Raw genomic sequence first — 19,051 nt, 5'->3', positions numbered from 1 at the left:
GCAACAAAGGTCGTCTGAAATTTTCAGACGACCTAATGAGCGGCAATGAATGGGGTATTTATCATAGCTATTTTTTCCAATCAGAAACTTTTAAAAACACAATTTCGGGAAACAATATGAACAAATTGAATGGACAACACGCCGCAGAAAACGCCCTATCCTCCAGCATGGGCTGCTTTATGAAGGGCACCTTGGTGGAAACGGAAGAAGGCTGGACGCCGATAGACGAACTGAAGGTAGGCGATTTGGTGATGTCACGTCCTGAAAACGGCATCGGCGAGGCCGTGCCCAAACGGGTGGTGAACACCTTCCGTTATGAGGACAAGGAAGTGGTGATGCTGAAATTTTCTCAATTTCCTGAAAGAAGTGGAGGAGGTCGAATTTTAATAGCTACCCCAAACCACCCGTTCTGCGTGTACGGCGTGGTTACCAACCTGATTCTTGAGCATCCCCAATTCGGTAAGCTCGGTGCCTATTGGAAGGGCTGTGATTACGACGACGGTGAAGACGTGTTTGCCGGGGATGAAGGAAGGGCGAGATACGAAGCCCTGTGGGCATTTAAGCACACGCCCTATGAAATGCGGCTGTACGAACAACCGGTGTGGAAGCGCGCCGACCAGCTTGAGCGCGGAGACGTGGTGTTGGGTGTTCGTGATTATTATGTAGTAGAGGATTACCGCCCGCTGTATGCCTACCGCGATACCGATCAAGCCTGGGTACAGCCGACCAACCTGGCCTACGGTTGGGAGCAGTCGGATCGGGGCAACAGCTATGAGATGACACTTACTACCGAATCACTATATAACCCAACAACGGATTGGTTGGACGTGCCGAATGATGAGAACCTGCTGTATGTGGATGAAGACGGACAACGGCATTACCACCCTTACCGCACCACGGTTTATAACATTGAGGTCGAGGATTATCACACTTATTGTGTAAGTATGGGAGGTATTTTGGTACACAACCAAAACTGCGGCGCAGAGCGGAGCAGCCGGGTGGACAGCCTGGAAATCTGCGACGGCGGGCAACCATAACGCCGCTGTTTGCAACAAAGGTCGTCTGAAATTTTCAGACGACCTTTTTGCTTTTCAAACCAACGGCGTCAAATATCCAATTCTGCCGTATCGCCTTCTTTTTCCATCCATGCGCGGCGGGCGGCGGCTTCGCCTTTGCCCATCAGTTTGACGAAGATGTCGCGTGTTTCGTCATCCGCGCCTTCGGGGATTTGCACCTGCAACAGGCGGCGGGTATCAGGGTGCATGGTGGTGTCTTTGAGCTGGTCGGGATTCATCTCGCCTAAGCCTTTGAAACGACTGATGGAGTAGGCAGTTTCTTTGACGCCTTCTTTTTGCAGCCGCTCCAAAATGCTGTCGAGTTCGTTTTGGTCGAGGGCGTAGAATTTGCGGGCGGGTTTGCTTTTGCCTTGTGCGTTGACATCGACGCGGAACAGCGGCGGCTGGGCGACGTAGATGTGTCCGTCGGCGACCAGTTTCGGGAAGTGGCGGTAGAACAGGGTCAGCAGCAAAACTTGAATATGAGAGCCGTCCACGTCGGCATCGGACAAGATGGCGATTTTGCCGTAGCGCAGGCCGCTTAAATCGGGATTGTCGTTGATGCCGTGCGGATCGACGCCGATGGCGACGGAAATGTCGTGGATTTCGGCGTTGCCGAAAAGCTGGTCGGGGTGGACTTCGAAGCTGTTGAGCACTTTGCCGCGCAGGGGCAGGATGGCTTGGGTGGCTTTGTCGCGGGCGAGTTTGGCGGAGCCGCCGGCGGAATCGCCTTCAACGAGGAAGAGTTCGTTTTCGCGGATGTCTTCGCTTTCGCAGTCAGTCAGTTTGCCGGGCAGGACGGCGACGCCGCTGCCTTTTTTCTTTTCGATTTTTTTAACTGAACGCATCCGCGCCTGTGCCTGACGGATGGCGAGTTCGGCGATTTTTTTACCGAAGTCCACGTTTTGGTTCAGCCACAATTCCAAAGGGTCGCCCGCTACGGCGGCGACAAGTTTCAGCGCGTCGCGGTTGGTCAGTTTGTCTTTGGTCTGACCTTGGAACTGCGGGTCGAGGACGCGGGCGGAGAGGACGAAGGCGGTTTTGCTGAACACGTCGTCGCTTTGCACTTTCACGCCGCGCGGTAAAAGGTTGTGCAGGTTGATGAAGTTGTTGACGGCGTTGAACACGGCTTGTTTCAAACCTGCTTCGTGCGTGCCGCCCAGCGGGGTGGGGATGAGGTTGACGTAGCTTTCGTTGGCGCACGAACCTTCTTCCAGCCAAGTCAGGGCAAAGGCGGCGCCTTCGCCGATGCTGAAATCGCCGTTGTGGTCGTCTGAAATGTAGTTTTCGCAGGAGAACAGCGGCACGGCTTCCTGCGCGTCGGCAATCAGGTCGGTCAGATAGCTTTTCAGACCGTCGGGGTAGTGCCAGGTTTGGGTGTGCGCTTCGTCTTCGCCTTTGACCGGGCGGGTCAGGGAAACGCGCACGCCCGGCAGTAGCACGGCTTTGGCGCGCAGCAGGCGTTCGAGTTCGGGAATGCTGTAATTCGGGCTTTCAAAATATTTGCCGTCCGGCCAAACGCGCACTTCGGTGCCGCTGTCTTTGACGGCGCATTTGCCCACTTCCGCCAACGGTTCGACCACATCGCCGCCAGCAAACACGATGCGGTGGATTTTGCCTTCGCGTTTGACGGTGACCTCAAGGCGGGTGGAGAGGGCGTTGGTGACGGATACGCCCACGCCGTGCAGGCCGCCTGAAAAGGCATACGCGCTGCCGCCGTCTTTTTTATTGAACTTACCGCCCGCGTGCAGACGGGTGAATACGAGTTCGACCACGGGCACGCCTTCGATAGGGTGCAGCCCGACGGGAATGCCGCGCCCATTGTCGCGCACGGAAAGCGAACCGTCGTCGTGGATGCGCACGTCGATTTCAGTGGCGAAACCGCCCAACGCCTCGTCCGCCGCGTTGTCGATGACTTCTTGGCAGATGTGGGTCGGGCTGTCGGTGCGTGTGTACATGCCGGGACGTTCTTTGACCGGCTCCAAGCCTTTGAGGACGGTGATGCTGGATTCGCTGTATTGGTTGTTTTTAGTCATAGGGGAAGAGGTCGTCTGAAAGGAAGAACAACGCTTTCAGACGACCTGAAAGCGTTGCGTTTCGTTATTTTATCGGTTGTCAAAAGGCAGGCGCGCGGTAAAGTCTTCGTAGCTTTCCATGCCGCGCAGGAAGCGGGAGGAGAGTTCTTTTAATGCACCCAAGTAAACGTCGCGTTTAAAATCAATCACTTCGTCAACGGGAGCCCAATATTGGTGCCAACGCCAGCCGTCAAATTCGGGATGGTGGCAGGCGCGCAGATTGATGTCGCTGTCGCGCCCGACCAGCCGCAAAAGATACCAAATCTGCTTCTGCCCGCGATACGAACCGCGCCATTCGCGGCGTACCCAGTGGCTCGGCACGTCATAACGCAGCCAGTCGCGCGTGCGGCCGACGATTTTGATATGTTGCGGCAACAGCCCGACTTCTTCGTACAGCTCGCGGTACATGGCGGTTTCGGGGCTTTCGCCCGGCTTGATGCCGCCTTGCGGGAACTGCCACGAATGTTCACGCACACGCTTGCCCCAAAAGACTTCGTTGCGGTTGTTGATTAAGATGATACCGACATTGGGGCGATAGCCTTCTCTGTCTAACACGGTGTCGCCCTTCGTTAAATTCAATCGTGCGATTTTCCCATAAATCGGGCGGGTTTGACAAATCGGAGGTCGTCTGAAAATTTGTTATGCCTGTTTTCAGACGACCTTTTAGGGGTTTGTGGGTAATGATAGGGAAACAGGGTGCATGGTTTGACAAGATGCTTTTGAAGAACGGAATTTGTGGGTGAGATTTGAACTATGGATTTTTATAGTGGATTAACTTTAAACCAGTACGGCGTTACCTCGCCTTGCCGTACTATCTGTACTGTCTGCGGCTTCGGCGCCTTGTCCTGATTTAAATTTAATCCACTATATTTTGGGTTGTCTGCGATTTAAGATGGGTTCGCGCCGATGCGGGAAAGAGGGCGGGAGCGGATGCTTTCTGCTTTCATTTGCGATGTTTTTGCCGATTGCTGTTTGGAACAATGCCTGCTGCAAACGCAAAGGTCGTCTGAAAACCTATTTTCCGGTTTTCAGACGACCTTTTTTAAAGCGGATTACGCTTCGCTTTGCGCTTCTTCTTCAACGGTAACTTCAACGGCAACGGATTCGTCGCTCAAGGTGCCTTTGGTGGACGGGGTTTGTCCTGCCATGCGCGGGTCGTATTCTGCCGCCATGCGCAGGGCGCGGCCGAAGGCTTTGAATACGGTTTCGGCTTGGTGGTGGGCGTTGCTGCCGCTGAGGTTGTCGATGTGCAGGGTCATCATGCTGTGGTTGACGACGCCGTGGAAGAATTCTTCAAACAGGTCAACGTCAAAACGTCCGATGAGGGCACGGGTGAAGTCGATGTTGTACACGAGTCCGGGACGGCCGGAGAGGTCGATGACAACGCGGCTCAAGGCTTCGTCGAGCGGAACGTAGGCATGGCCGTAACGGCGGATACCGGCTTTGCTGCCCAAGGCTTGTTTCAGGGCTTGTCCGAGTACGATACCGATGTCTTCGACGGTGTGGTGGTCGTCGATGTGCAAATCGCCTTTGCAGGTGATGTCGAGGTCGATCATGCCGTGGCGGGCGACTTGGGCAAGCATATGCTCAAGGAAGGGGACGCCGGTGTCGAGGCGGTATTGTCCGGTGCCGTCGAGGTTGAGGCTGAGGGTGATTTGGGTTTCGCTGGTGTTGCGGGTGATGCTGACTGCGCGGCCTTCTGCGGGCATATGGAATGCCGGTGCAGCGGCTGCGGCTTCTTGGGCGGCACGCTCTTGGCGGGCGGCTTCGGCGGCTGCGGCTTTTTCTTTATCTTTGCTGTGGTCGCGGTTTAACCAGCCTTTGCGTTTGTGCATGCCGGCTTCGAGTTTGGCGGCAAGGCTGGGGCGGATGCCGCGCGCTTTTTCGTCTTCTGCCTGCTCTTCAAGGCGGCGTTTCAGTTGGGACAGGGATGCCGCGTTGTCGTAACCGCATTTGCGGGCAAGTTTGGTCAGCGAGCCTGCTTCTTCAACAAGCTGCAGGAAATTGGCAAGGTGGAGTTGAGTGATGGTCATAATTTTACTCTCTGTGAGGTTTTAAAAAATCAGGCATAAAGCTTGCGGATAATGTCCAGTACGGCATCGTTTTGCTCGGGACTGCCGATGGTAATGCGGACGCATTGCGCCAAAAGCGGATGCGTGCCGTGGAGTTTCTTAATCAGGATGCGGTTTTCTTTAAGCGTGTTAAACAATGCGTCCGCATCGGGAACACGCACGGTAATGAAATTCGCTTCGCTGGGGAAGGCTTTCAGACGACCTATGGCGGACAATTCGCTGAAAACGCGTTCGCGTTCGGCTTTCAAAATATCGATGGTCGTCTGAATCGCGTCGTGGTGTTGCAGGGCGAATTTGGCGGTCGCCAAGCTTAATTGGTTCATATTGTAGGGCGGCAGGATTTTCGCCAGCTCGCCCAGTACGGCGGGGCTTCCTGCCGCATAGCCGATGCGCAGTCCGGCAAAACCGATTTTGCTGATGGTGCGCATCACGACCAGATTTTCAACGCTGCCTGCCTGCGGCAGAAAACTGTCGCGGCTGAATGCGCCGTATGCTTCATCGACAACGACGATACCCTGCGCCGCGCGGATAATGGCTTCGACTTCTTCGCGGCGGAAGCATACGCCTGTCGGATTGTTCGGATAGGCGATGAAAATCAACGCGGGCTGATGTTTTTCAATGGCGGATAAAACGGCGGGCAAATCAAGCGTGAAATCTTCATTGAGCGGCACGCCGACGTAATTCATGCCGTACAGCTCGGCATTGTGCCGATACATTACAAAACTCGGTTCAACCGCGAGCATGGTTGCGCCGGATTGGGCAACGAGCAGGGTCAAGAATTGGATTAACTCATCCGAGCCGTTTCCTAAAGCGATGGCGGCGGCTTCAGGAATATCGAAGGCTTTTCTTAAAGTTTCCTGAAGCCCGCTGGCGGCGGGGTTGGGATAAAGCTGAATCGGCGCTTGGGCAATCAGCCGCAGCCATTCGTTTGACAGCTCGGGAAAACGGGCAAACGGATGATACGGACTTTCCATCGCATCCAGCTTGATGAAGCCTTCGGGCAAGTCGGCAATTCGGTAGGCGGACATGGATTTGATGTCGTCGCGGATGAAGTCGGAGGCGGTTTTCATAGTTTTCTTCTCAATTTCTGAATAATGGTTATTTCGTCACAATATAGCACAAAATCAGAGTGTTGACATTAATATAATTAATAAATGGGGTGTTTATATTATTTTTATAATGAAGGTTTGATATAAATATTGAATTCAAAGATATTTTTTGAATATTCTTGGGCTGCTTTGTCTGTTTTTATTGATAAGCAAACTTAAATAGGGAGATTGGTGAAACCCAATGAGATAAATATATAGGAATGATGAGATAAATGGGAAGAAGTGGGATGATGGGGGATTAGGCGGGATGGAAAAAGTGAAAAAGAGTTGCAAATAGTGAAACAAAAAACGGACGGTTTTTTCTCGTCCGTTTTTTGTTGTCAGAGTCCTTTTTTGAGGGCAGCGATGGCGATGTCTAGGATTCGGCGTTCGGCGTCTGGTTGGGGTTGGTTGTTGCCGTTGATGGGGAGATAGGGGCGCGCGGGGAGGTTGGTTTTGTGGCCGCGCCCCGCTTGGCCGCCGAGGTGGTGGATGGCGGCGTATTTTTTGTTGCTGCCGATGCGGGCATAGTTGCTGCCAACCTGTGTGGTCAGGCTGGCGGCGAGTTGCCCGCTTTTTTGCAGGGTTTTGCCTCCTTCATCTGCGGCGCGACGGCTTTGTTTCCACCGCTGTCCGCCCCAACCTTCGGATTCGAAGTTTTCTTCGGTCATGGACAGCAGCTCGGTGGCGATGCCCCGCATCATGGTGCGGGTATCGGTGGCGTTTTTGAGCAGTGTACTTAAACCGTGGTCGAGCCTCTCTGCATCTAATTTAATCTCAAGCATGGTCAGCCCCTCAATAATTCACGCACCCATGCCAATGATTCGGGGGTTAGGGCGTTTTTGAATTTTCGGTTAGCCATCATGGTCTTGATGGCGATACGGGCGATGTCCGGATGGGTTGCCTGCGCTTTGTCTATGGCGATTTGCGCCATGCGGGACAGCATGGATTTGCCTTGGTTGGCATTGAAGCCTGCATTTGGTGCGATAAATTTGTTATTGATACGGATGCCGGTACGTTGTGCGTAACGCTCCTCGCCGGTATAGGGATTTGAACCTATATCGACGGTAATGGTTTCAAGCGTCGGACGGGGTTGGACGCGCCCTTCTCCCGCACTGCGCGACAGGGGTTTGACGCGGCACCGACAGCGGAAATCAAGCGGTGGATATAAGGTATCCCAAACAGGGTCGTCTGCGGCATAGACACGGTTGTGCATCATACGGTGGGTTTCGCGGGTGCGGCTGTCGTTGATGGCGACGTACTGCCAATAAGGGTGCGTATCGATGGAGTCCATCATTTCGGCGTAGCGACCCGCCATGTAGGCTGACTGCATATTGGTCAGATAAATGGTTTTCAGGCGGTGGGGGCTGCCGAGCTGTACGCTTTGGGTTTCGCCTTCGGGATTTTTAACTTCCTGCCTGCCCCACCAGCCTTTGCGTTGCAAGACGGGGGCGAGTTCGCGGCTGAATTCTTCCAGTGTCCGCCCTTGTTCAGCGGCATCGACGACGGCGGAATAGATGTCGGAGAGTACATCCATTTTGGCGGTTTTGGCCACCGTAAAGGCAGTGGCGTGCGCGTCGTCCAACATATCCTGCCAATCCCAAGATACGGCAATGCCTTTTTGCTTTAGATAGGCGACGGCGGCTTCCGGCGTCATGCCGAAGACGGCTTTAATATCTTGGGGGTTCATGATTTAAGCTCCTGTACCACTTCAATCCTGCCGACCAAGTCGGAAAGGAAAATCAGGCGTGCCAACTCGTCTTGTAAGGCCGTATCGTCCATATTCGGATAGGCGGCGGACAGACGGTCAAGCAGGTTCTCGGCGGTTTCTCCCTGCCTTAATTCAGCCACTAGAACGGCAGTCAGCCGTTCGCCTTGTTTATTCAGGATGCCTGTATCGGGTGCAAGTCCGTCGATGACCAAACCTGCATCCGTCAAATCGAACTCGGCAAAATCAGCAGATCTACCCTCTTGGGTTGGTTGGACTTCGTCCGCCAAGTCGCCGTCCTCAAGGCCGTATGTGCGCTGCCAGTATTGGTTGGTGAACTTGGCACCGGCATCCACCATCATCTTATCTCTTTCGGCCCGCTCTTTTGTGCCGCTCTCCTCGTTTTCAAACAGCACGAATTTCGGCGCAGATACGTCTCCGAAATTAATCTCCACCACCCACTTTATCAACTGATTTAATGCCGTCTCAACAATACGGGTATCGCCGTCACGGATGTCGTCCGTTACCTCCAAACCAGCGGTCGCGCTGGCGTGGGTACTGTCTTTTTCGGTGGTTTGGTCTTGTCCGAGCAGCGCAATGCTGATTTCGGAGCGGCAATAACGGATGAGCTTGTCGTAGGCATCAATAGATGATGCCTTGCCGCTTGCCTCGTGGATTTCGACACTGGAATCGTTGGGGATGGTGCCGACGCTGTTGCCGATTAGAGCTTCGAGCGCGTCTAGCAGCTTGTCGGTATCCTGCGGGGTATTGGAACGCGGCTCTTTACCAATCAGCCAAGGCGCACCGTATTTCTCGGTGAACTGCATCCAAAATTTAAGGCCGCCGCGTTTGAAGGTGACCAGCCAAAAAACCAAGCCCAAATCGCCTAAGCCGTATGGGTTTAGATAATCTGCCTCATGTGTCGGGCAAAGAAACTTATAAGGCGGAGGAACGGTATCGGTCAACCCGTTTTGGATGTAACGCAACTCGCCGTCGTCGTTGAAGGCGAACCACTCTTGCGGCTTGGCGATGATTTTGTCAGGCAGCCATGCAGAATCGGTACGCCAAATCAGCTCGATGGGCTGGTAGCCGTAAAAAACGGCGTTTAAAACGTCTTTAATCAGGCGGTAAACATCGGTTTCAGCCAGCCAGCTATCAATAAAATCCCGGACATTTTTAGGGGTGTCGTCGCCCTCAAGCCGCCATTCTAGGCGGGCAACAGCTGCTTTTCGGCGGCGCACCAGCGAGCCGACTAATGGGTCGCGCATCAGCTCGCGGTAAACGGAGATTTGCCTGCCCATTTTGCGCAAAACAGGGTCGGGATTAGGCAGCCAGCCGTCAAAACCGCTGAAAAACGGGCGGGAAACGGCGAGATGTGCAGATAAATCCTGCGGCTTGAAGGTCATGATGCCTTGACTGGTTTTGAGTTTGAGGTGGGGTTTGGGCATGATATGTACTCTTTAAATACCTTAATAACCTTTGGTTAATGCGCTTTTTCGGCGGATTCGGCGGCTGGCTACGCGTATCGGTCCGGTATTCAGCTCGCGGCTGGCGTAATGGGCAAGAACAAAGGCAATCGCCGCGTCGCCGTGGCGTTTTTTGCCGTCTTGACCTTTGGTGCGTACATCGGGGATGCGCGGCACGCCTCTGACCAGCTCGAAGGCGCGCAGGTCGGTCAGGATGTCTTCGTCTTTGGGGATTGCGTCCAACGTGCCGTCTTCGAGTGCGGCTTTGAACGGAGCTGTATGGGTGCGGTACCAGTTTTCCGAGAGCATGACCGACTCGCATACCTCCGCGCCAAATTCGTCGCGCATGGCTTCGGCGATTGATTGACCGTTGCCGCGCGCGTCCAATGCCGCTCCGCGCAGATTGGGTAAGCCGTGCAACAGGTGTTTCATGATTTGCTCTTGTTGGGCAAACGGCATATTGCCCAACTCCAACACGAACGGCGACTTAAGGCTTAAATTAGTCTGCTGCAACAAAGGGACGATGACGGTACGGTCTCCGCTGCGGGCAAAGTCTTCACCCACAAAGGAAATCCGGGTTTTATCCAAACCATCGAGCAGCGGTTGCAGGGTGTCGGCTATCCAGTCCGCCACTTCGGCAGCGCGGCGCGGCTCGGGCAAGAGGCCGAACTCATCGCTTTGGTCGTATCTGATAACCGGCGTATAAGGACTCATACGGCTCTCAATCAAGGCTCGGTTGAGCCATTTGCCGCCGCCGTTTTTAGGGATGCAGTCCAACTCTTCGGATGCATCGTCGCCGTAGAAATCACGAATCTCTTTGCACCATGCCTCCTCTCCCTCTTTCATCCACTCTTTACCCAAACGCAGGCAGATGCGGCGGTAGAGGCCGTCTGAAACGGCCTCGTCGAAAGTAATGCGGTGGATGGAGTACGGCTTTTTGCCCGCACGGATGTCGGTAATCAGCTCGTTGAACGGATTGTCCACACCGTCATGGGTAGAGATGATGTGTACCTGACCGCCCCACATCAGCAATGCCATTGCCGCTTTGAGCAGCTCGCCGAGCTGCTCGTGGAACGCCGCCTCGTCAATGATGACGCGCCCCTGCTTACCGCGAAGGTTTGAGGGGCGGCTGGATAAGGCGGTAACGCGCCAGCCGGACGCGAAACGGATGACGAAGGCGAGGACGGATTTTTTGTCGTCTCCTTCAACAAACACTTCTTCGGTTTCTTCGATTTCGCCAGCCGCCAAGCCGTAGAATTTCGCCCAGTTAGCACAATCGCGGATAAACTCCAAAGCCATGTCTTTGTTGTAGCCTATGTACCATGCGTCCATGCCGCCCGATGAGGCGGCAAGTAAGGCGGTATCGGCAGCCTCGCCCCAGCTCAGACCGATGCGTCGGGATTTTTCGCAGAGTTTGACGGGAGAGTTATCGGCGCACCAACGCTGCTGGTAAGGCAGCAATGCCGATGGCGTTCGGTCTTCGGTTTTGGTCGTCATGATGCGATACCTAAAATCTGTTTGCGGATGGCTTCGGCAGCCGCGTCGGACAGCCCGCCTTTTTTTGCCTGCTTGGCCACGTTTTCGGCGGCGGCTTCGACTTTGGCTTTAACTTTTGCCTGATATTCCTTCAGGCGCGTACCGGCGGTAATCAGCCCGCTGATTTTGCGCGCGCCCTCGCTCATAATACCGAAGCGGTCAAGCGCGTTTAACTCGTCTTCGGGCATCTCACCAATCTGCACCAATGCCTCAAACAACTCTGTCTGCAACATCGCCATCAAGGCTTCGGAGCGGGTATCCCCCTCGTCTGCCGCACCTTCGGCAATCAGGCGTGCCGCTTCGGTGCTGTTTTTGATGGCGGCAAACCGACGCTGTACTTTTTGGCCGTACCGATGGGCGGCGGAGCGGCTGATTTCGTATCCCTGTTGCTGCAACCATTCGGATAATGCCTGATAGTCGGCGAAGCCGTTTTCGACGAGTTTCCGTTCGAACTCGTGGCGTACAGCTTCGGGGAGTTGGTCGATGACGCTGCGTTTTGCCATATCAGCTCCACACTTTTTCGGGGCGGGCGATACCGGCGCGACACTCGACTGTGTATTCGGCAATATCGACACCCAAACTGGTCAGGTCGGCAAACCACAAGCCGTGCGGTGCTTTATTCAGCTCGACCATTTTGCGGTCGGCAAGGTAGTCGAGCTGCTGGCGCAGTTCGGTGGCGGTGGTCTGCGGGTAAATCGCGTTCATGATGTCCAGCAGAAAGGCCTCGCTGGTGGTATGAGGGCGGGCTTTATTAAGGGTGTTGATGATGTTCCAACGCATCCCCTCGCGGCGTTGTTTGGCAATCAATTCTTGGCTAATCATTTCTTTACGCTTTCCATTTTGTATATTTCGGTGAGTTTTTCGGCGACGTTGTCGAGCTTGGCTTCGAGGACGACCTGATTGCGGATGTAGTCTTCCCGCAAAACATAGGTCAGGGGCAGTCCGGCGTTGAATTCCGCCAGTTTGTTTTCCATGATTTCGACTTTGCCTTGCAGGCGCTCTTGCTGTTTTTGGCGTTCGTCCTGCTGCTCGCGGAATTGCGCCAGCAGCATTTTGCCGAAGGTAAAACAGATGCCGAGGAAGGAGAGAAGAAATCCGACCAACTGCCAAAATTCGATGTGTATAAAGGTTTTTTCCATTTTTAAGGCCATCCGTGTTCGAAATATTCTTGGCAAACGATGCAGCGGGTGCAGCCTTTGACTGCTTTTCGCCTTGCGTCCGGTATCGGGCTGCCGCAATCTTCGCAATGGCTCAGGCTGTCGGCACGTTCCGGTGTGTTTTGATGTTTCGCCAGGGACTCTTCCAAAAATATGGCTTCACGCTCTGATGCGCGGTCGGCAAAATCAGTCATTTTTCAGACGGCCTTTCGTGTACCAGTCCTGCCACCCGGAGACTTGGACTTCCAATTTTTGGCAGTATTCGCCGTAACGTACGGCATGGTTTAAGAGTTGTTCGGGTGAGCCGCCGGTCGGACGCTCAGGGCGTTCGTATTTGACCAGCAGCCCGGTAGATACAGGCGGCAAATCCACTGTCGGTACGGTTTTAATCGGGGTATCCGAAGGCACGGTTGTATAGGTGCAGGCTGTTAGAGCCGATACCGTTAAAACCATTGCCGTCTTTTTTAATCGCGTCATGCGTTTGCTCCTGTAAAGTGTTTTTATTTTTATCCAGTTCGCTCAGGGCGGATGCCAGCTCGATGCTTTGATGCTGCGCGAAGTCATGCCAACGCTTCGTTTCCGCCTGCGCTTTTTTAAGCTCGTCGGCGTATTGTTTGGCTGCCGCCATTGATGAGTTTTGGTAGGCGGTAATCAGGGCGGTTTGCTTGGCATCGGCTTTGTCGGCGGCATAGTGATAACCGCTTAGCCAGATGCCCAAAACAATCAATGCACGCCATGCCAATGCCGATTTGTTTTTGTACAAAAAATCAATCATTGCCGCTCCATTCTTCCGGATTCTCGGATTTTTTGATTTCCGCCAACTGCGGTACGGTGGCAATGCCGCGTTTGATTAAGGCGTAGCCGCCGACCATTGCTCCGTATGCCCACCAAAGCCATTCGGGGGCATCGGGCGAGAGCGAGAATTTATAGGTCATCGCTGCGGCGGCAACGTTTGCCCATAATTTGGTATGGCTGATTTTTCCGGTTGCGGGATTGGAGACTAAACCGCCCAGCCATCGGAAAAAGCCGGTCATTTTTGACGGTTTTTCTTCGCGGCGCGTTTCGCTGCCGCTACCCCGCTTGGACGGTGAGGCATCGTCCGACATCCCTGAGAAGGTATAGCTGAACGAATGCCCAGATCGACGCTGAAACTGGGAGACATCACGGCGGCCATTAGGGCGAGTAAAGACTTTTTTGACATGATTGCTCCTTTTTTAATCAATGTTGTCCGCTGATGCGTGGATCAGGTTTTGCGCGACGCGGCGGACCCAACCTTTACCGAAAGACGTGAACGTACCGAGCTTGGTATAAAAGACCAGACGCTCGGCGTTGAACCGCAATAAAAGGTCGTTTTCGGGGAGGGAATTGATGGCTTTGAGACTGATTTCGCCGATGATGCCGTCGTCCGGCACGCCTGCGGCGCGTTGGAGCATACGGGCGGCATTGCCGTAACCGTGGTTGACGCAGGCATCAAAAAATTGGAAAGCGACCGCTTCGGGCATTTGGTCTGCGTGGTAACGCTCCCAAAACGCCTTTTGATAAATGCCGATAGCCTGTTCGCGGGTCATGGCGCGCATGGAACCGTTAAAGCCGTTTGCCATTGCGGTACGCTTGGTGATGCCCCAGTTGGTTTCGCCGCCGGGGTCTTTGGGATGGTTGACGTAACCGCCCTCGTGAGAGAGGACGCGGTTGATGAATTGGTTGAATTTGTCTGACATGGAAAAATCCCTGTATTGAGGTTGAAATCAATACAGGGATTTTAGAAAAGGTCGTCTGAATGGGCTTTTAAAGGGGGTTAAAACCCGTCTTTAATCGAATTGTTTACCTCAAAACACAATCGGCAATAAGTTTGTCCAATTTTCGGACATCAATACCTTTAAGCAGATTGATTTTGATGTGTCCGGCGCGGGTCCAAAGTTCCAATTCGGCTGAAAAATCCAAAAAGCCCGCAGCATTTTCACTAGACCACATGTTGATATTGGCATAAGGCAACGAATAGATTTCCACTTTTTTCCCGCGCAGGCCTTGTGCATCACGAACAATCAACCGTTTGTCGGTAAAAACGGCACTATCGCGCATGGTTTTATACGCCGCAATGGGCTGTTCTCCTGCGACCAACAGCTCGCCGACATCGGCAGGAATCGGACATTCTTCGGTAAAAGTCCAAGCAAGCAGGGGCGTTAATTCAGCCATCATGTTTCCTTTTATTGAAGTTTTAAAAACAGCGTTTTCTCAACGCCTCTTTTTGTGCGGCTTTGAGTGCGTCAAATGCCGCAATCCTTTTTTCCGTATGCCCCGCTGCCATTTTCTTAAATAAGGCGGAAGTCTCTTTGTTTTTTTCCCTTTTGAAAATCAATGCGGCTTTATTGCAGATGGCTTCAAGATAAATTTCTTTATAAAAGGCCGTCTGAAATTTCATACAGTCAAACCCTTTGGTTTCGAGTTTGATAAAAGCTGTCATATTTTCAATCAGATATACCAACTCATATTTGGCCCCTCAAAATAGCCTGCCTGCTGGAGAAATAAAGGCAGACGTAGGAGTTGAGCAACGGTTTGTGCTTCGGACTGTCGTAAGGCGACTTCACGCGCCCGATACAGGCAGGAGAGTGCGGAATCCCAATTTTTTTTGTCTTTGTATGTGGTTGCCTGACGGTTCAACTCGGCAATATCTTCACCATGGATTTTGACGGATGGGGTATAGCGTTGGTTAGGTTGAAGTAAGGAAAGAATCTGTTCCATCGTCTGTCAGTCCCTATAGATGCCTCTTCTCAACAAGTCATTATAGTAATGCCAGTCTTCTAAAATTTCTTGTTTTTGCCTTTTGATTTTTTGAGCTTTTTGCTGTTTCCAATACAAACAGGCCATATTCGCCATCATCAAAACCACAAAATTCGTCCAATGCTCTTTTACATTACCGCTCCCAAAAGGTTGCATCTCCCATTCCCGATACCATTCAAATACTAAAAAAGACAGCAACAAAATAAATAAGATAGAAGCAATATTGGGAATATTGAAAAATTGCCGGTATCGAAGGCTTTTATAATCCTCGGCACACTCCTTCAAGCGCAACCGAAGCTCTTGCTCGGTATGAACGCCATGCTGCCCGTATATTATCGTCCCGATATTTTCTGTCTGTATCAACTGACCGACTTTCCCGATTTTCATATTATCTCCTTAAAATTTGAAATTCCCGCCTTTAACAGTTTCTATGTTGTCTGCCTGTACTATTTGACCAACTTTCCCAATATGAGTATTGTTTTTTACTCTCGGCTTTTCAGCCGAAAATGCGGCTTTTTTCTCTGCCCTGCGCGCAACCATCAGAATCATTTCGCGGTCGGCTGCTGCCGTTTCGCGGAACAGGGCAAGCAGTTCTTTTTCTTCGGGACTCAAGGAGTCAGGCGGCAAGGCGACTGTTTCGCCGCGCCTGCCGTGCATGACGTATTGAACGTCTATGCCAATCTGCTCAAAAGAGAAAAGTTTTTCACTTGAAGGTTTATTCTCACCTCGCTCCCACTTTCCCCACATTTCACGAGAAACACCACATTTTTTAGCTATTTCAGCTTGGTTTAGTCCCAATTTTTTTCTTTCTTCTTTCAATCGGTTACCAAAAAGATAATAATTTTCCACATTTAATCCTTGAAAAAGAGAAAAAATTTTCTCATAATTCACGCATCAGTAATGCACTAGTTAATTTCTAGTACATAAACAGTTCACTATTTTATCACAATGAGAAAGGGCTATCTATGGCTATAACTATCGAAAAATTAAAAGAAAATTTTGCCCAAAACGGCCAAACGCTGGCGCAGTGGGCAAGAGAGAACGGCTTTAAGCCGCGCGATGTGTATCTGGTGGTCGGCGGACAGCGTAAAGGCAACTACGGCAAGGGGCACGAAATTGCCAAGAAACTGGGACTGAAATAAGGAGGATGCGGATGGCAGAAAGTAAAAGGGTACAGCGACTATTGAGGGTCTTTATCGCGCTTGACGAGCATCCGATTATCGGTCTGAGTAATAAAGATTTATCGGTTGGGCTGGGGATGACACCAACACAAATCAGTAGGGATCTCGATGATTTGATTGCTTCTGGGTTGGTGGTCAAGTTGGATAACGGAAACTACGCCTACGGCATCAAAACCCTGCAAATTGCAGAGCGATTTAGAAAACAGCAAGAGCGGTTAAATGCGCGCTTGCAAGAATTGGAAAACCGAATTTACTAAATGCGACGACGTCGTCGCATTTGAGGAGCAAAAGAAATGGCAACAGAAATTTTAGGACATACGGTCGGCGCAACGGCAAACGAACTGGCTATCCACAGCATGGAGGTTATGGACAAGTTTTCGAACGGCGAGGCCTACAACGAGACGGTATGGATTGAGCGAGGACGATTCGCGGTACGCCAAACAATGGAAGGGATGTTTGAGCTGGGGCGCGCGCTGATCATCATCAAAGAGCATACGCCGCATGGGCGTTTTGCCGAAATCGCTGAAAAAGAATTCGGCCTCGGACGGCGGGAATCTCAAAGATTGATGAATGCCACCCTCCGATTTATCGACCCGAAAATGAAACAAGTGCAGCCTAAGCTGATGACGTTGGGCAAATCCAAACTGCTCGAGCTGTTGGTCGAAGACGACGACACTTTGTTGGAGCTTGCCGAAGGCGGTGAGGTCAACGGCAACACTTTTGACGATGTTGACCGTATGACGGTCAAGGAGCTGCGCGTCGCCCTGCGCGAAAGCCGCGAAACGGCGGAAGCGAAAGATAAGGTAATTGCCGATAAAAATAAAAAGGTCGATGAGCTGGCAGAAAAGCTGTCGAAAAAGCAGACGGGTGTCAAAGAGCCTAAACCTGCGGATGTGGGCATCGAGCTGACGATGCAGCTTGGCAGCTTGGAAGTCGGTATCCGCTCGCAAATCAGCCGATTGCGCGAGATGTTTGAACAGATGGCGGCTCACGGCGAGGCGCATGGATTTGACCACCGCGCGAAGATGGTCGGTACGCTCAATCAAATTATTTTGGACTGCGAGCAACTGCGCGAAAGCTATGCCCTTCCGACCGAAGCACCGACAGACAATGTGCCGGAATGGTTGGGCGGTGAAACGGGAGAAGGCGATGAATCCGGCAATGATTGAGCGTCTTAAGGCAGTCGAGAATCAGGCGGAAGCAATGGGACGCGGCGCACGCTCTGCATATCTTAAGCAGCAGGCGCAGGAATTGGGCATCAGCCTTGCCACGCTATACCGCAAGCTGGAGGCGGTCAGCGTCAAGCCGACGCGCAAACGGCGCAGCGATGCGGGCAAGACGGAACTGAAACCAGAAGAAGCCAAATTGATTTCGGCGGTTTTGGTGGAGGCGATGAGGCGCAACGGCAAGCGGTTGATGTCAGTGCGGCAGGCGGTGGAAATGCTGCGCGCCAACGGAAAAATCGAGGCGGCGCGGATTGATGAGGAAACCGGGGAAGTCATCCCCCTTTCTGAAAACACTATTACCCGAGCTTTACGAGAGTACAAGCTGCATCCCGACCAACTGCTCCAACCCGACCCGGTCAGTCGGATGAAATCAGAACATCCGAACCATTGTTGGCAAATCGACCCGAGTTTGTGCGTTTTGTATTACCTACCACGTCAGGGTAAGGATACGGGGCTGCGGGTGATGAAGGAAGAGGAGTTTTATAAAAACAAGCCGAAAAACGTCGTCAAAATCGAAAACGACCGCGTCTGGCGGTACACGGGGACAGACCATGCCTCCGGCACGATTGCGGTGCGTTATTACTTCGGCGGCGAGACCAGCGCGAACCTCTGCGACTTTTTCATCTACATGATGCAGCAAAAGGCAGACCCGTTAAAAGACCCGTTTCGCGGCGTACCGCGCATGGTCATGCTTGACCCGGGCAGCGCGAATACTTCGGCAGCGTTTAAAAATTTGTGCAAGTCGTTGGATGTGCATGTGCAAATCAACAAGCCGGGCAATCCGCGTGCCAAAGGGCAAGTAGAAAAAGCTAACGATATTGTCGAAACGGCATTTGAGAGCGGGTTGCGCTTTACCGAGGTGCACGACATCGACCAGCTCAATGCTTTATCGGAACGGTGGATGCGTTACTACAACGGTACGCAAAAGCACAGCCGCCACGGCATGACCCGCTATCAGGCGTGGAACAAAATCAAACCCGAGCAGCTCATCCTGCCGCCGCCTGCAGATTATTGCCGAGAGCTTGCCATCAGCGCGCCGAAAGAGGCGAAAGTCTCGGCGGATTTGGAAATCCGCTTCGGCGGACGGGTATATAGCGTGAAAGGCATCAAGGGGATTTTGGTCGGTCAGAAGGTTTTGGTCGGTAAGAACCCTTGGGAGGTAAACGGGGCGCGGGTCGCCACTTATGACGCGGAGGGTAACGAGGTTTGGGTATCCGTACCCGAAGTAGTTTTTGACGAGATGGGCTTCAGGGCTGACGCCGCGGTCATCGGGGCGGAATACAAAGCCCCTGCCGATACGGACGCGCAGCATCATCGAAAAGAGCTGGACAAGCTGGCGATGGGTGCGGAAACGCTGGAGGCGGCAGCCGCCAAACGCAAAGACAAAGCAGTCCCATTCGGCGGCGAAATCGACCCGTACAAACATCAGGAAGATACGCTCGCCGCGCGAAATACGCTCTTTATGCCCAAACAGGGACAGCAGATGGCGTACAACCGGATGGAAGTCTCTGAGCAGGTATTGAGCAAGGTCGAAATCGCCAAACGCTTAAAACCCCGCGTCGAGGCAGACGGCGGCGACTGGAAACAGGCGATGGCGGTCATCCTCAAACACTACCCGGAAGGCGTGGTCGAGAGCAAATTGGACGAGGTTTACGACAGGCTCAAGACGATGGGTCGTCTGAAACTGCATAAAACCGGTTAGGCAAATG

26 protein-coding genes and 1 pseudogene are annotated in these 19,051 nt (G+C 52.7%); 5 read left to right on the top strand and 22 right to left on the bottom strand.

Annotated elements, in window-relative coordinates:
* Positions 1 to 116 precede the first annotated feature (116 nt).
* Complete coding sequence (locus HMPREF3277_RS05430; protein ID WP_070870347.1) at positions 117 to 1,037, top strand: Hint domain-containing protein; 921 nt, start codon at positions 117 to 119, stop codon at positions 1,035 to 1,037.
* A 68-nt stretch (positions 1,038 to 1,105) separates the two neighbouring features.
* Here HMPREF3277_RS05430 and parE read toward each other — a convergent pair whose 3' ends face one another.
* The 22 genes and pseudogenes from parE to HMPREF3277_RS05325 all read right to left on the bottom strand — a co-directional run bounded on the left by parE (position 1,106) and on the right by HMPREF3277_RS05325 (position 15,784).
* Positions 1,106 to 3,091: a DNA topoisomerase IV subunit B gene (parE, locus tag HMPREF3277_RS05425; RefSeq protein WP_070870281.1), complete on the bottom strand. Its 1,986-nt coding sequence runs from the start codon at positions 3,089 to 3,091 to the stop codon at positions 1,106 to 1,108.
* 69 nt (positions 3,092 to 3,160) lie between these two features.
* Positions 3,161 to 3,685, bottom strand: a complete 525-nt coding sequence (locus HMPREF3277_RS05420) for an RNA pyrophosphohydrolase (protein ID WP_003743450.1) — start codon at positions 3,683 to 3,685, stop codon at positions 3,161 to 3,163.
* A 209-nt stretch (positions 3,686 to 3,894) separates the two neighbouring features.
* Positions 3,895 to 4,002 (bottom strand): annotated as a pseudogene (locus HMPREF3277_RS15240) (IS5/IS1182 family transposase); the annotation flags it as partial.
* Positions 4,003 to 4,182: 180 nt separating this feature from the next.
* Positions 4,183 to 5,163, bottom strand: a complete 981-nt coding sequence (gene hisB / locus HMPREF3277_RS05415; protein WP_045074087.1) for an imidazoleglycerol-phosphate dehydratase HisB — start codon at positions 5,161 to 5,163, stop codon at positions 4,183 to 4,185.
* A 29-nt stretch (positions 5,164 to 5,192) separates the two neighbouring features.
* Positions 5,193 to 6,272, bottom strand: a complete 1,080-nt coding sequence (gene hisC / locus HMPREF3277_RS05410; protein WP_070870280.1) for a histidinol-phosphate transaminase — start codon at positions 6,270 to 6,272, stop codon at positions 5,193 to 5,195.
* A 359-nt stretch (positions 6,273 to 6,631) separates the two neighbouring features.
* Positions 6,632 to 7,075, bottom strand: coding sequence for a phage virion morphogenesis protein (locus HMPREF3277_RS05405; protein WP_070870279.1), 444 nt, complete (start codon positions 7,073 to 7,075; stop codon positions 6,632 to 6,634).
* Positions 7,076 to 7,077: 2 nt separating this feature from the next.
* Entirely contained in the window at positions 7,078 to 7,980 is a 903-nt protein-coding gene (locus HMPREF3277_RS05400; protein ID WP_070870278.1) for a phage head morphogenesis protein, read from the bottom strand.
* Complete coding sequence (locus HMPREF3277_RS05395; RefSeq protein ID WP_070870277.1) at positions 7,977 to 9,446, bottom strand: DUF935 domain-containing protein; 1,470 nt, start codon at positions 9,444 to 9,446, stop codon at positions 7,977 to 7,979. Before HMPREF3277_RS05395 ends, HMPREF3277_RS05400 begins: the two co-directional genes overlap by 4 nt.
* A 21-nt stretch (positions 9,447 to 9,467) precedes the next feature.
* On the bottom strand, positions 9,468 to 10,961 hold the full coding sequence (locus HMPREF3277_RS05390) for a terminase large subunit domain-containing protein (RefSeq protein WP_070870276.1): 1,494 nt from the start codon (positions 10,959 to 10,961) through the stop codon (positions 9,468 to 9,470).
* Positions 10,958 to 11,503: a DUF3486 family protein gene (locus tag HMPREF3277_RS05385; RefSeq protein WP_009426265.1), complete on the bottom strand. Its 546-nt coding sequence runs from the start codon at positions 11,501 to 11,503 to the stop codon at positions 10,958 to 10,960. The genes HMPREF3277_RS05390 and HMPREF3277_RS05385 overlap by 4 nt, the downstream gene beginning before the upstream one ends.
* Position 11,504: 1 nt before the next feature.
* Entirely contained in the window at positions 11,505 to 11,822 is a 318-nt protein-coding gene (locus tag HMPREF3277_RS05380) for a hypothetical protein (protein WP_070870275.1), read from the bottom strand.
* Positions 11,819 to 12,139: a hypothetical protein gene (locus tag HMPREF3277_RS05375; RefSeq protein ID WP_013448349.1), complete on the bottom strand. Its 321-nt coding sequence runs from the start codon at positions 12,137 to 12,139 to the stop codon at positions 11,819 to 11,821. The genes HMPREF3277_RS05380 and HMPREF3277_RS05375 overlap by 4 nt, the downstream gene beginning before the upstream one ends.
* A 2-nt stretch (positions 12,140 to 12,141) precedes the next feature.
* Positions 12,142 to 12,351, bottom strand: a complete 210-nt coding sequence (locus HMPREF3277_RS05370; protein ID WP_070870274.1) for a TraR/DksA family transcriptional regulator — start codon at positions 12,349 to 12,351, stop codon at positions 12,142 to 12,144.
* Positions 12,344 to 12,565, bottom strand: coding sequence for a hypothetical protein (locus HMPREF3277_RS05365; RefSeq protein ID WP_009426269.1), 222 nt, complete (start codon positions 12,563 to 12,565; stop codon positions 12,344 to 12,346). The genes HMPREF3277_RS05370 and HMPREF3277_RS05365 overlap by 8 nt, the downstream gene beginning before the upstream one ends.
* Complete coding sequence (locus tag HMPREF3277_RS05360) at positions 12,543 to 12,932, bottom strand: hypothetical protein (RefSeq protein WP_070870273.1); 390 nt, start codon at positions 12,930 to 12,932, stop codon at positions 12,543 to 12,545. The genes HMPREF3277_RS05365 and HMPREF3277_RS05360 overlap by 23 nt, the downstream gene beginning before the upstream one ends.
* Positions 12,925 to 13,263: a hypothetical protein gene (locus HMPREF3277_RS05355; RefSeq protein WP_070870272.1), complete on the bottom strand. Its 339-nt coding sequence runs from the start codon at positions 13,261 to 13,263 to the stop codon at positions 12,925 to 12,927. The genes HMPREF3277_RS05360 and HMPREF3277_RS05355 overlap by 8 nt, the downstream gene beginning before the upstream one ends.
* A 108-nt stretch (positions 13,264 to 13,371) precedes the next feature.
* Positions 13,372 to 13,875 (bottom strand): glycoside hydrolase family 108 protein, encoded by a 504-nt coding sequence (locus HMPREF3277_RS05350; RefSeq protein ID WP_070870271.1) that lies wholly within the window; start codon positions 13,873 to 13,875, stop codon positions 13,372 to 13,374.
* Positions 13,876 to 13,978: 103 nt separating this feature from the next.
* Entirely contained in the window at positions 13,979 to 14,350 is a 372-nt protein-coding gene (locus tag HMPREF3277_RS05345; RefSeq protein WP_070870270.1) for a PH domain-containing protein, read from the bottom strand.
* A gap of 22 nt (positions 14,351 to 14,372) precedes the next feature.
* The gene (locus HMPREF3277_RS05340; RefSeq protein ID WP_141765185.1) at positions 14,373 to 14,576 is read right to left on the bottom strand and encodes a hypothetical protein; all 204 of its coding nucleotides are present in this window, start codon (positions 14,574 to 14,576) and stop codon (positions 14,373 to 14,375) included.
* A gap of 50 nt (positions 14,577 to 14,626) precedes the next feature.
* Positions 14,627 to 14,896 (bottom strand): hypothetical protein, encoded by a 270-nt coding sequence (locus tag HMPREF3277_RS05335; protein WP_070870268.1) that lies wholly within the window; start codon positions 14,894 to 14,896, stop codon positions 14,627 to 14,629.
* A gap of 6 nt (positions 14,897 to 14,902) precedes the next feature.
* Positions 14,903 to 15,322 carry a hypothetical protein gene (locus tag HMPREF3277_RS05330; protein WP_070870267.1) on the bottom strand — a complete coding sequence of 140 codons (420 nt, stop codon included), beginning with the start codon at positions 15,320 to 15,322 and terminating at the stop codon, positions 14,903 to 14,905.
* 9 nt (positions 15,323 to 15,331) lie between these two features.
* On the bottom strand, positions 15,332 to 15,784 hold the full coding sequence (locus HMPREF3277_RS05325) for a helix-turn-helix domain-containing protein (protein WP_070870266.1): 453 nt from the start codon (positions 15,782 to 15,784) through the stop codon (positions 15,332 to 15,334).
* Positions 15,785 to 15,900: 116 nt separating this feature from the next.
* Here HMPREF3277_RS05325 and HMPREF3277_RS13610 point away from each other — a divergent pair, with 116 nt between their 5' ends.
* The 4 genes from HMPREF3277_RS13610 to HMPREF3277_RS05310 are packed head-to-tail and all read left to right on the top strand — an operon-like array spanning position 15,901 to position 19,044.
* Positions 15,901 to 16,077, top strand: a complete 177-nt coding sequence (locus HMPREF3277_RS13610) for a DNA-binding protein (RefSeq protein WP_094113474.1) — start codon at positions 15,901 to 15,903, stop codon at positions 16,075 to 16,077.
* An 11-nt stretch (positions 16,078 to 16,088) separates the two neighbouring features.
* Positions 16,089 to 16,373 (top strand): IclR family transcriptional regulator, encoded by a 285-nt coding sequence (locus HMPREF3277_RS05320; RefSeq protein WP_009426279.1) that lies wholly within the window; start codon positions 16,089 to 16,091, stop codon positions 16,371 to 16,373.
* A gap of 36 nt (positions 16,374 to 16,409) precedes the next feature.
* Positions 16,410 to 17,285 carry a hypothetical protein gene (locus tag HMPREF3277_RS05315; protein ID WP_070870265.1) on the top strand — a complete coding sequence of 292 codons (876 nt, stop codon included), beginning with the start codon at positions 16,410 to 16,412 and terminating at the stop codon, positions 17,283 to 17,285.
* Complete coding sequence (locus HMPREF3277_RS05310) at positions 17,278 to 19,044, top strand: DDE-type integrase/transposase/recombinase (RefSeq protein ID WP_070870346.1); 1,767 nt, start codon at positions 17,278 to 17,280, stop codon at positions 19,042 to 19,044. Before HMPREF3277_RS05315 ends, HMPREF3277_RS05310 begins: the two co-directional genes overlap by 8 nt.
* The last annotated feature ends 7 nt before the right edge of the window (positions 19,045 to 19,051 follow it).

Origin of the sequence: Neisseria sp. HMSC70E02 (assembly GCF_001838645.1) — a bacterium.
Classification (GTDB): domain Bacteria; phylum Pseudomonadota; class Gammaproteobacteria; order Burkholderiales; family Neisseriaceae; genus Neisseria; species Neisseria macacae.
This window is presented reverse-complemented; position numbering and strand designations above follow the sequence as displayed.

What these genes read in the sequence shown, in the direction of transcription:
- HMPREF3277_RS05430 (WP_070870347.1), top strand. Translation starts at nt 117, where the DNA reads ATGAACAAATTGAATGGACAACACGCCGCAGAAAACGCCCTATCCTCC.
- parE (WP_070870281.1), bottom strand. Translation starts at nt 3,091, where the DNA reads ATGACTAAAAACAACCAATACAGCGAATCCAGCATCACCGTCCTCAAA.
- hisB (WP_045074087.1), bottom strand. Translation starts at nt 5,163, where the DNA reads ATGACCATCACTCAACTCCACCTTGCCAATTTCCTGCAGCTTGTTGAA.
- hisC (WP_070870280.1), bottom strand. Translation starts at nt 6,272, where the DNA reads ATGAAAACCGCCTCCGACTTCATCCGCGACGACATCAAATCCATGTCC.
- HMPREF3277_RS05405 (WP_070870279.1), bottom strand. Translation starts at nt 7,075, where the DNA reads ATGCTTGAGATTAAATTAGATGCAGAGAGGCTCGACCACGGTTTAAGT.
- HMPREF3277_RS05400 (WP_070870278.1), bottom strand. Translation starts at nt 7,980, where the DNA reads ATGAACCCCCAAGATATTAAAGCCGTCTTCGGCATGACGCCGGAAGCC.
- HMPREF3277_RS05395 (WP_070870277.1), bottom strand. Translation starts at nt 9,446, where the DNA reads ATGCCCAAACCCCACCTCAAACTCAAAACCAGTCAAGGCATCATGACC.
- HMPREF3277_RS05390 (WP_070870276.1), bottom strand. Translation starts at nt 10,961, where the DNA reads ATGACGACCAAAACCGAAGACCGAACGCCATCGGCATTGCTGCCTTAC.
- HMPREF3277_RS05385 (WP_009426265.1), bottom strand. Translation starts at nt 11,503, where the DNA reads ATGGCAAAACGCAGCGTCATCGACCAACTCCCCGAAGCTGTACGCCAC.
- HMPREF3277_RS05380 (WP_070870275.1), bottom strand. Translation starts at nt 11,822, where the DNA reads ATGATTAGCCAAGAATTGATTGCCAAACAACGCCGCGAGGGGATGCGT.
- HMPREF3277_RS05375 (WP_013448349.1), bottom strand. Translation starts at nt 12,139, where the DNA reads ATGGAAAAAACCTTTATACACATCGAATTTTGGCAGTTGGTCGGATTT.
- HMPREF3277_RS05370 (WP_070870274.1), bottom strand. Translation starts at nt 12,351, where the DNA reads ATGACTGATTTTGCCGACCGCGCATCAGAGCGTGAAGCCATATTTTTG.
- HMPREF3277_RS05360 (WP_070870273.1), bottom strand. Translation starts at nt 12,932, where the DNA reads ATGATTGATTTTTTGTACAAAAACAAATCGGCATTGGCATGGCGTGCA.
- HMPREF3277_RS05355 (WP_070870272.1), bottom strand. Translation starts at nt 13,263, where the DNA reads ATGTCGGACGATGCCTCACCGTCCAAGCGGGGTAGCGGCAGCGAAACG.
- HMPREF3277_RS05350 (WP_070870271.1), bottom strand. Translation starts at nt 13,875, where the DNA reads ATGTCAGACAAATTCAACCAATTCATCAACCGCGTCCTCTCTCACGAG.
- HMPREF3277_RS05345 (WP_070870270.1), bottom strand. Translation starts at nt 14,350, where the DNA reads ATGGCTGAATTAACGCCCCTGCTTGCTTGGACTTTTACCGAAGAATGT.
- HMPREF3277_RS05340 (WP_141765185.1), bottom strand. Translation starts at nt 14,576, where the DNA reads ATGAAATTTCAGACGGCCTTTTATAAAGAAATTTATCTTGAAGCCATC.
- HMPREF3277_RS05335 (WP_070870268.1), bottom strand. Translation starts at nt 14,896, where the DNA reads ATGGAACAGATTCTTTCCTTACTTCAACCTAACCAACGCTATACCCCA.
- HMPREF3277_RS05330 (WP_070870267.1), bottom strand. Translation starts at nt 15,322, where the DNA reads ATGAAAATCGGGAAAGTCGGTCAGTTGATACAGACAGAAAATATCGGG.
- HMPREF3277_RS13610 (WP_094113474.1), top strand. Translation starts at nt 15,901, where the DNA reads ATGGCTATAACTATCGAAAAATTAAAAGAAAATTTTGCCCAAAACGGC.
- HMPREF3277_RS05320 (WP_009426279.1), top strand. Translation starts at nt 16,089, where the DNA reads ATGGCAGAAAGTAAAAGGGTACAGCGACTATTGAGGGTCTTTATCGCG.
- HMPREF3277_RS05315 (WP_070870265.1), top strand. Translation starts at nt 16,410, where the DNA reads ATGGCAACAGAAATTTTAGGACATACGGTCGGCGCAACGGCAAACGAA.
- HMPREF3277_RS05310 (WP_070870346.1), top strand. Translation starts at nt 17,278, where the DNA reads ATGATTGAGCGTCTTAAGGCAGTCGAGAATCAGGCGGAAGCAATGGGA.